The 8,760-nt window shown below is 61.2% G+C and carries 6 protein-coding genes; 4 read left to right on the top strand and 2 right to left on the bottom strand.

Features of this window, described 5'->3' with window-relative positions; translation table 11 throughout:
* Positions 1 to 311 precede the first annotated feature (311 nt).
* A complete protein-coding gene (locus QM685_RS35395) occupies positions 312 to 1,508 on the bottom strand; it encodes a M20 aminoacylase family protein (RefSeq protein ID WP_415123937.1) in 1,197 nt (398 codons plus the stop codon).
* A 197-nt stretch (positions 1,509 to 1,705) separates the two neighbouring features.
* Between QM685_RS35395 and QM685_RS35390 the strand changes: the two genes are divergently transcribed.
* Both QM685_RS35390 and QM685_RS35385 read left to right on the top strand, forming a co-directional pair.
* Entirely contained in the window at positions 1,706 to 3,784 is a 2,079-nt protein-coding gene (locus QM685_RS35390) for a molybdopterin-containing oxidoreductase family protein (RefSeq protein ID WP_415123935.1), read from the top strand.
* 145 nt (positions 3,785 to 3,929) lie between these two features.
* Positions 3,930 to 5,603: a long-chain fatty acid--CoA ligase gene (locus QM685_RS35385; RefSeq protein ID WP_415123933.1), complete on the top strand. Its 1,674-nt coding sequence runs from the start codon at positions 3,930 to 3,932 to the stop codon at positions 5,601 to 5,603.
* A 163-nt stretch (positions 5,604 to 5,766) separates the two neighbouring features.
* On the opposite strand, the gene QM685_RS35380 is transcribed toward QM685_RS35385, so the two are convergent.
* Positions 5,767 to 6,936 (bottom strand): porin, encoded by a 1,170-nt coding sequence (locus tag QM685_RS35380; protein ID WP_415123931.1) that lies wholly within the window; start codon positions 6,934 to 6,936, stop codon positions 5,767 to 5,769.
* A gap of 313 nt (positions 6,937 to 7,249) precedes the next feature.
* Here QM685_RS35380 and coq7 point away from each other — a divergent pair, with 313 nt between their 5' ends.
* Together coq7 and mraZ are read left to right on the top strand one after the other, a co-directional pair.
* Positions 7,250 to 7,888: a 2-polyprenyl-3-methyl-6-methoxy-1,4-benzoquinone monooxygenase gene (gene coq7, locus QM685_RS35375; RefSeq protein ID WP_415123929.1), complete on the top strand. Its 639-nt coding sequence runs from the start codon at positions 7,250 to 7,252 to the stop codon at positions 7,886 to 7,888.
* 439 nt (positions 7,889 to 8,327) lie between these two features.
* Entirely contained in the window at positions 8,328 to 8,756 is a 429-nt protein-coding gene (gene mraZ, locus QM685_RS35370) for a division/cell wall cluster transcriptional repressor MraZ (RefSeq protein ID WP_415123927.1), read from the top strand.
* Positions 8,757 to 8,760 lie beyond the last annotated feature (4 nt).

Below are 8,760 nucleotides of genomic sequence, written 5' to 3'. Positions count from 1 at the left end.
AGGCTCCCCCCTCCAGCCAGAAACCCCACCCCTCGTGGTGGGGTTTCGGCGTTTACGGGCTCCGCGGATGCGCACCCGGAAAGCATCACGGTACATGGCCGGATGTGCTACGCGGAAACTACCGTAGCCGCAGCGCAATGCGAGGGAGACACCGTTCGCTCTTTCTTCAGCACTTCCAGTCCGCAGCGCATTTATCTCGGCACCTTCGAATCAAGAATCCCGACTGCATGTTCGGGATGCCGGCAGCGACTGGATAAACGTAAAGCCACCACCGGTAGTACATCTTTCCGCATCAACGCTTCGTCAGTTTCCTATTTCCCCTGTGCAAGAAATTTCTGCGCGAGCCGAACCCAATACGTCGACCCAACCGGCAATAGCTCGTCGTTGAAGTCATAGCTTGCGTTATGCAGCATGCACGGGCCCGCGCCATGGCCGGATTCGCGGTGGCCGCCATCGCCATTGCCCAGAAAGGCGTAGCAACCCGGCTTCGCTAGCAGCATGAACGAAAAATCCTCGGCGCCCATGGTTGGTTCGACCGCGTCGTCGACATTTTCAGCGCCGACGACTTCCTTCATCACCGATGCTGCAAAACGCGCTTCTTCGCTACTGTTAATGGTCGGCGGGTAGTTTCGGTGAAAGTGGACCTGGACGGAGCAGTCGTACGCTTCGGCGGTACTCTCTGCGATTTTGCGCATGCGAGTTTCGATCAGGTCGAGCGTTTCGGTGGTGAAGGTCCGCACCGTTCCTGCGATCCACGCGTCGTTCGGGACCACATTGACCGCATCGCCGGCGTGAATCTGCGTGATCGACAGCACGGCGGTGTCCAGCGGCTTCTTGTTCCGCGTGATGATGCTTTGCAGTCCGCTCGCGATCTGTACAGCCGTAAAGACTGGGTCGCGGCCATTATGCGGCATTGCGGCATGTGCTCCTATGCCTTTGATTTCAATGCGAAATTCGTTGCTCGACGCCATGATCGGGCCTTCCGTCACACCGAAGTGACCTGCCGGCATGCCCGGCCAGTTATGGATGCCGAACACCGCATCCACTGGGAATTTGACGAACAGGCCGTCGTCGATCATCGCCTGCGCGCCGGCGCCCCCTTCTTCCGCTGGCTGAAAGATAAACACGATCGTGCCGTCGAAGTCTCCGTGTTTAGCCAGATAATGCGCCGCGCCAAGCAGCATCGCGGTATGTCCGTCATGGCCGCACGCGTGCATCTTGCCGTCGTTTTTCGACCGATGCTCGAAGCTGTTCAGCTCCTGAATCGGCAGCGCGTCCATGTCGGCCCGTAGACCAATCGCGCGCGAACCGCTACCGCGCTTCAATATGCCGACAACGCCGGTCTTGCCCAATCCGCGGTGGGTCTCGATGCCCCAGGACTCGAGCGTCCGGGCAACGAGATCGGCTGTCGCCGTCTCTTCATAGCGCAGCTCGGGGTGAGCATGGATGGTTCGTCGAAGGGTCTGGATTTCGCCGCTAGCGGCCTGGATTTCGGGGATCAGTTTCATGATGGAGTGATGAAGCACTTGTGCTTGACTTGCGTGAGATCGCTCGGAGCCGCGTTGGCCCCGGCACTGGGATAATCGATTCTACGCCGAAGGCCTTTTTGGCGGCACCACCCAGGTCGGCGGCCTATTGACGTAATAAAATTCCGCTTTGCCTAACCGAGCGCTTACCGCTCACCGCTTGCCTGGACCGATTGCCGATGAATGCCCCCACCGAGTTCGCGCGAGCCGTATGCCCGCACGATTGCCCCGACACCTGCGCGATGCGCGTGACCGTCGAAAACGGACGGGCGATCAAGGTCGTCGGTGATCCAGAGCATCCTCCCACACAAGGCGTGCTATGCACGAAAGTCAGCCGCTACGCGGAGCGCGTCTACCATCCGGGCCGCCTGACTACACCGATGAAGCGCGTCGGTCGCAAGGGCGACGGCCGCTTTGAGCCGATAAGTTGGGACGAAGCGCTCGAATTTGCCGCAAGCCACCTGTCGGAAATTGCCCGTCGCGCGCCTGAAGCGATCGTCCCGTATAGCTACGCCGGCACGATGGGGCTGGTGCAAGGCGACAGCATCGCGCAACGCTTTTTCCATAAGCTCGGCGCGTCCCAACTGGATCGCACGATCTGCGCGGCCGCCGGTGCCGCGGGGCTGAAATACACATACGGCGCCGGCATCGGCATGCACACCGAATTCTTCGCCGAGAGCGAAGTGATTCTGATCTGGGGCGCGAATCCGATCGCATCGAATCTACATTTCTGGACACGCGCGCAGGAAGCCAAGCGCCGCGGCGCACGGTTGATCGCGATCGACCCGTATCGCTCGCTGACCGCCGAGAAATGCCACCAGCACATCGCGCTGAAGCCCGGTACCGATGGTGCTCTGGCGCTCGGCATGATGAACGTTCTGATCACCGAAGATCTGCTCGATCACGCATACATCGCCGCGCACACAGTGGGCTTCGCCGAACTGAAAGAGCGCGCGCTCAGCTATCCGCTCGCGCGCGTTAGCGAAATTTGCGGTATCGAAGAACAGGTGATCGCGGATCTCGCGCGGCTTTACGGCGGCACGAAGAAGGCGGCGATTCGCCTGAATTACGGTTTGCAACGGGTGCGCGGCGGCGGTAACGCGGTGCGCGCGATCGCCTGCCTGCCATCGCTGACGGGAGCGTGGCGCGAGCGCGCGGGCGGGGCGCTGCTGTCGTCGGGCGGCTGGGCGCCGGTCGACTCACACGCGTTGCAGCGTCCCGACCTGATGCCCGGCTGGCCGGCGAAGAGACCCCGCGTCATCAATATGAACGCGATCGGCGACGCGCTGCTGCATCCGGGCGACGCCGCGTTCGGTCCGAAAGTCGAGGCAATCGTCGTCTACAACTCGAATCCGGTGGCGGTTGCGCCCGACTCCGAGCGGGTCGCGGCCGGCTTTGCGCGCGAGGACCTGTTCACGATCGTGCTCGAGCATTTCCAGACTGATACCGCGGACTATGCCGATCTGCTGCTGCCTGCCACGACGCAGCTCGAGCATCTCGATGTGCACAAGTCGTACGGGCACACGCACGTGATGCTCAACCTGCCTGCGATCGCCCCGATCGGCGACGCACGTCCGAACACCGAAATCTTCCGTGGCCTCGCGCGCCAGATGGGGCTCGACGAGCCGGCGCTATTCGATAGCGACGAAACCGTTGCGAAAGCCGCGTTCCGCTGGGAAGACAAGATGCTCGACGGCGTCGACTGGCCGGCGCTGAAGCAGGTCGGCTGGGCGAAGCTGAATCTGCCCGATGCGCCGTTCGCCGAAGGCGGCTTTCGCACGCCGTCCGGCAAGTGCGAGTTCTACAGCGAGCGCCTCGCGCAGCAAGGGCTTGATCCGCTGCCGGATTATCTGCCGCCTTATGAATCCGTCGACGGCACGCCCGAGCTCGCCGCCCGCTACCCGCTTGCAATGATTTCACCGCCTGCACGCAACTTCCTGAACAGCACCTTCGTGAACATCGAAAGTCTGCGCGCGACAGAAGGCGAACCGCATCTCGACATCCATCCGGCCGACGCGCACGCGCGCAACATCGCTGACGGCGACCAGGTACGCATTTTCAACGACCGCGGATCGATGCGCTCGCGTGCCCGCGTGACCGACAGGACGCGCGAGGGGCTCGTGGTCGGATTGTCGATCTGGTGGAAGAAGCTCGCACCGGACGGCCACAACACGAACCAGCTCACGAGTCAGGCGCTCACCGATCTCGGTGGCTCCGCGACGTTTTATGACTGTCTCGTCGAAGTCGAACGAGCCTGAACACGCAGCGCATCAGGACGAGCGCCCGAGCCTCGAGAGTTCGAGGCGGCAGTCTAACCACACTGCTTTCGCCATTGGCCACAATATGCCCATGCTACGATGCATTTTTAGCACGACCATTCGAAAATAATTCAGGAGACGCTGCATGGAGAAAATCTGGCTGAAATCTTATCCGCCCGGTGTTCCCGCAGAGATCGACCCGACGCGCTATTCGTCGGTGGCTGAACTGCTCGAGGAAGCCTTCCGCGAGTACCGCGCCAAGCCGGCATTCGTCTGCATGGGTAAGGAAATCAGCTATGGCGAACTCGACACGCTGTCGCGCAAGCTCGCTGCGTGGCTTCAGTCGAAGGGACTCGCCCGCGGCGCGCGCGTCGCGATCATGATGCCGAACGTGCTGCAATATCCGGTCGCGATTGCCGCGATCCTGCGCGCGGGTTATGTGGTCGTGAACGTGAATCCCCTCTATACGCCACGTGAACTCGAACATCAGTTGAAGGACAGTGGCGCGGAAGCAATCATCCTGCTCGAAAACTTCGCGGGAACGTTGCAGGCGATCATGCGCAATACGCAGGTCAAGCATGTCGTCGTCGCGGCGATGGGCGATCTGCTGGGGGTCAAGGGCCCACTCGTGAACTTCGTCGTGCGCAAGGTGAAGAAGATGGTGCCGGCGTGGAGTCTGCCGGGGCACATCAAGTTCAACGCCGCGGTCGCTCAGGGCGCGAGCCTGACCTTCAGGCCGGTCCAGCAGGGGCCGGACGACATCGCGTTCCTGCAGTACACCGGTGGCACGACCGGCGTGGCCAAGGGCGCGACGCTGCTGCATCGGAACCTGATCGCCAACGTGCTGCAGTCCGAGGTCTGGCTCAATCCGGTGCGCGAGAACCGCACGGATATCGATCAGTTCATCACCGTTGTCGCGCTGCCGCTGTATCACGTGTTCGCGCTGACCGTGTGCGGGCTGCTGACGATCCGCACTGGCGGCATGGGCGTGCTGATTCCGAATCCGCGCGATATCCCCGGCATGATCAAGGCGCTCGAAGGCTACGCGATCACGACGATTCCGGCCGTCAACACGCTGTATAACGCGATGTTGAACAGCCCCGACTTCCACAAGCTCGATTTCTCGAAGCTGCTCACCGCGAACGGTGGCGGCATGGCGGTGCAGGAGGCGGTCGCGAAGCGCTGGTTCGAGTTGACGCGCACGCCGATCGTCGAAGGGTACGGGCTGTCGGAAACGTCGCCGTCCGTGACCTGCAATCCGGTCACCGCAACCGAGTACAGCGGCACGATCGGTTTGCCGCTGCCGTCCACCGAGATTTCGATCCGCGACGACGACGGCAACGAAGTGCCGCTCGGTCAGCCGGGCGAAATCTGCATCCGCGGTCCGCAGGTGATGGCCGGCTACTGGAAGCGGCCGGACGAAACCGCGAAGGTGATGACGCCGGACGGGTTCTTCAAATCGGGCGACGTCGGCACGATGAACGCGGACGGTTTCGTGAAGATCGTCGATCGCAAGAAAGACATGATTCTGGTGTCCGGCTTCAACGTGTATCCGAACGAGATCGAGGACGTCGTCGCGAAGCTGCCGGGCGTGTTCGAGGTCGCCGCGGTCGGCGTGCCCGACCAGCATTCGGGCGAGGCGGTGAAACTGTTCGTCGTGAAGAAAGATCCGGCGCTGACCGACCAGGACATCCTCGCGTACTGCAAAACGCAACTGACCGGCTACAAGCGGCCCAAGCTCGTCGAATTCCGCACGGAGCTGCCGAAGAGCAATGTCGGCAAGATCCTGCGCCGCGAATTGCGCGACGGGCGGGCGTGAGCGCATCCAGCAAGAGAAGCCCGGCGGACGTCCGCCGGGCTTCTTTTTTTCTCGTGTGAGTAACGCAAACAGCGACCCAGCCACCCAGACAGCCGCCCAAACCCGGGAATAAAAAAAGGCGCCCGAAGGCGCCTTTGAGGCAAAACTGCGTTTTTACGACTTATTAGAACTTGTGACGGATACCGACACGAGCCGTGAACTGGTTGTTCGTCGACGAACCGGTCAGGCCGTTGATGCCCGCCGTTGCGTCTACAATGTTGCCAGCCACGTTGACGGTTTCGCCCGAAGCGTGCTGGTACACGCCAACCAGGTACACGTCGGTGCGCTTCGACAGGAAGTAATCCACGCCGAGCGAGCCCTGGTGGTACTGGGCACGCGATGCGTCGTCGATTTTGGCGCCGCGCGTGTAGTCATACGCTACGCCGAGCAGCAGTGCCGGGGTCAACTGGTACTTGAAGTTGATTTCGCCGTTGTTGAACGTAGCCGACTCGCCTGCGAACGGCGACGCGAACGTCTTGCCCAGGTTGCCGAAGCGGATGTTCGAATACGTCAGGCCGAGGGTTGCCGCGCCGAACGTGTAAGCACCGCCCGCGCCGATGACCTGGTACGTGTTAGCCGACGTGAAGCCAGCGTACACCGGGCTCGTCACAGCCGCGGCAGCCGCGAGAGTCGTGCCGCCGTTGTTGAAGATACCGCCCGAAGCTGCCGGCGTACGTGCGTTCAGGTAACCAACGCCCAATTGCAGGGGACCGTTGTTGTAGCCCGCACCCAACGACCAGATCTGGTTGCCGGTGAAGTTGCCTGCCTGGCCGCCGAGGCTATACGTGCCGCCGAACGTCAGGCCGCCGTAGTTCGCGCTCGTGTACTTGATCGTGTTGTTCGTGCGATATGCGTTGTTGAAGTTGTCGATATCGCCCGGGTGAGCAGCGATGTAGCCGCCCCACTGGTCACCGGCTTCCATCGGACCGACGTAGTCAACGACGGAGTCGTACTGACGACCCAGCGTGACCGTGCCGACCTGGCTCGACAGACCAACGTAAGCCTGACGGCCGAACATCAGGCCACCCTGGCCGAGCTTGCCGTTGGTCACGTCAAAGCCGTTTTCCAACACGAACAGGGCCTTCAGGCCGCCGCCCAGATCTTCCGTGCCACGCAGGCCGAAACGCGAGCCTTGCATGACGCCGCTGGACATGTCGTACTTGTGGTAGCCACCGGCGTTGGTGTTCATGTTGATACCAACGTCAATGATGCCGTACAGGGTCACGCTGCTCTGAGCATGCGCGACGCCTGCGAATGCGCCCAGTGCTGCGAGAGCGAGAAGCGACTTTTTCATCGAATGATCTCCAAGGAATACTGCGAATCTTTTGTACAAGGCGAAATAAGTATTTATCTGGCGCTGGGGGCCTTGCCGGTGCAACTTCGCGAGAAGTTCGCCTCGTAATGTAACAAAAGGCATACATGGCACAAAGAAAAAGCAGGTGGCTGGGGCCGCTCCTGTTTCGTTTACGCAACATGGTCTAGAATCGGAAATCGGTCGCCCATTTCATGCGGATTGAAGGTTGCCGCGGAGCTGATTTTGCGCCGCAAAGCCTTGTCGCGCGGAGCTTCGGCATCAGCGAGGCGGTTGTCGAATCAGGGAGTGCTTTATGTTGCTGGACGAGTTGATTGGCGAGTTTGATCGGGGTTTACGCTCACTGACGGGCGTGTCGCGGATGAGTCGTCCGTTGCCGCTTCCGCGTGAATCGGCGGCCACGGCCGAGGCGCCCGAACTCTCGCCGGCCGAGCGCGCGCATGCGGCCGGTTTGATGCGCGTGAATCACGTCGGCGAGGTTTGCGCGCAGGCGTTGTATCAGGCCCAGAAAATCGCCACCCGCTCGTCGTCGTTGCGTGCCGTGTTCGATCGCGCCGCGATCGAGGAAGAGGATCATCTTGCGTGGACCTCCAAACGCCTCGAGGCGCTCGACTCGCGTCCCAGTCTGCTGAATCCGCTTTGGTACGCCGGCGCGCTCGCGATCGGTCTCGCCGCCGGGCGCATGGGGGACCGCGTGAGTCTCGGCTTCATGGCCGAAACCGAGCGTCAGGTGGAGCAGCATCTCGACAGTCATCTCGAGCAGTTGCCCGCCGCCGATCACGAATCGCGCGCGATCGTCGAGCAGATGCGCGTGGATGAGGCGCAGCACGGCAAGGCCGCGATGGACGCGGGCGGCATCGAGTTGCCGTTTCCCGCGCGTGCGCTGATGCGCGCGATGTCGAAGGTGATGACGCGCACGGCTTATTACATATAAAGCAAGCGGACGCATCGCCAGGTGAGTTTTCAGCTAAGTCGCTGAACGTATTTTTTCAAAGTGGGACGGCGCCGCGTGCGCCGTTCGTCATCTGTCCCCGCCACGTCTGTTTATCCCCTCCGATCCCGCTTGACGATCTCTTTCAATCCGCGCTGTTTCCCCGCACTTTTCACGTATCACCTTCACAAGTTTCACTAGTTCATTCATTTATAACGGTTTTCCGTTTTATGTCTGGTGTGAAGGAGTCGCGCTAAGTCCTTGTTCTAGCAAACAAAATCGATGCGAAAAGCGGGTATCTCCCTTGACCCGTGTTTAGCGTTCCTCTAAAGTGGGAGACAGTGTGAGAAAGTGTATTTTTGTGTGATCTCAACACCACTTTCGGGTAGATTTTCACGGATCGGGCAGCCGGCGCAACGGCGTCGCAAGAGGGGAGAGCGAAGTGTTCCAAGGGGCGTCGGCGCTGACGCTCGATGCGAAAGGGCGGATGTCGATCCCCTCTCGTTATCGGGATGCGCTGCAGACACAGGCAGAGGGCCGGGTGACGATCACCAAGCACCCGGACGGCTGCCTGTTGCTCTTTCCGCGCCCCGAATGGGAAGTGTTCCGCGAGAAGGTCGGCAATCTGCCGATGAACGCCACGTGGTGGCGCCGCATTTTTCTCGGTAATGCAATGGATGTGGAGATGGACGGCGCAGGCCGCGTGCTGGTGTCGCCGGAGTTGCGCATGGCCGGCGGTCTGGAAAAAGAAGTGACGTTGCTGGGTATGGGCCGTCACTTCGAGTTATGGGATGCACAAACCTACGCCGCGAAGGAACAGGCGGCGATCGCCGAGGGCATGCCCGACGCGTTAAAAGATTTCACGTTCTGATCGC

The sequence above is a fragment of the Paraburkholderia sp. genome (assembly GCF_047605525.1).
GTDB lineage: Bacteria > Pseudomonadota > Gammaproteobacteria > Burkholderiales > Burkholderiaceae > Paraburkholderia.
The sequence above is the reverse complement of the archived record's forward strand: the minus strand, read 5'-3'. Positions and strand labels throughout refer to the sequence as shown.

What these genes read in the sequence shown, in the direction of transcription:
- QM685_RS35395 (WP_415123937.1), bottom strand. Translation starts at nt 1,508, where the DNA reads ATGAAACTGATCCCCGAAATCCAGGCCGCTAGCGGCGAAATCCAGACC.
- QM685_RS35390 (WP_415123935.1), top strand. Translation starts at nt 1,706, where the DNA reads ATGAATGCCCCCACCGAGTTCGCGCGAGCCGTATGCCCGCACGATTGC.
- QM685_RS35385 (WP_415123933.1), top strand. Translation starts at nt 3,930, where the DNA reads ATGGAGAAAATCTGGCTGAAATCTTATCCGCCCGGTGTTCCCGCAGAG.
- QM685_RS35380 (WP_415123931.1), bottom strand. Translation starts at nt 6,936, where the DNA reads ATGAAAAAGTCGCTTCTCGCTCTCGCAGCACTGGGCGCATTCGCAGGC.
- coq7 (WP_415123929.1), top strand. Translation starts at nt 7,250, where the DNA reads ATGTTGCTGGACGAGTTGATTGGCGAGTTTGATCGGGGTTTACGCTCA.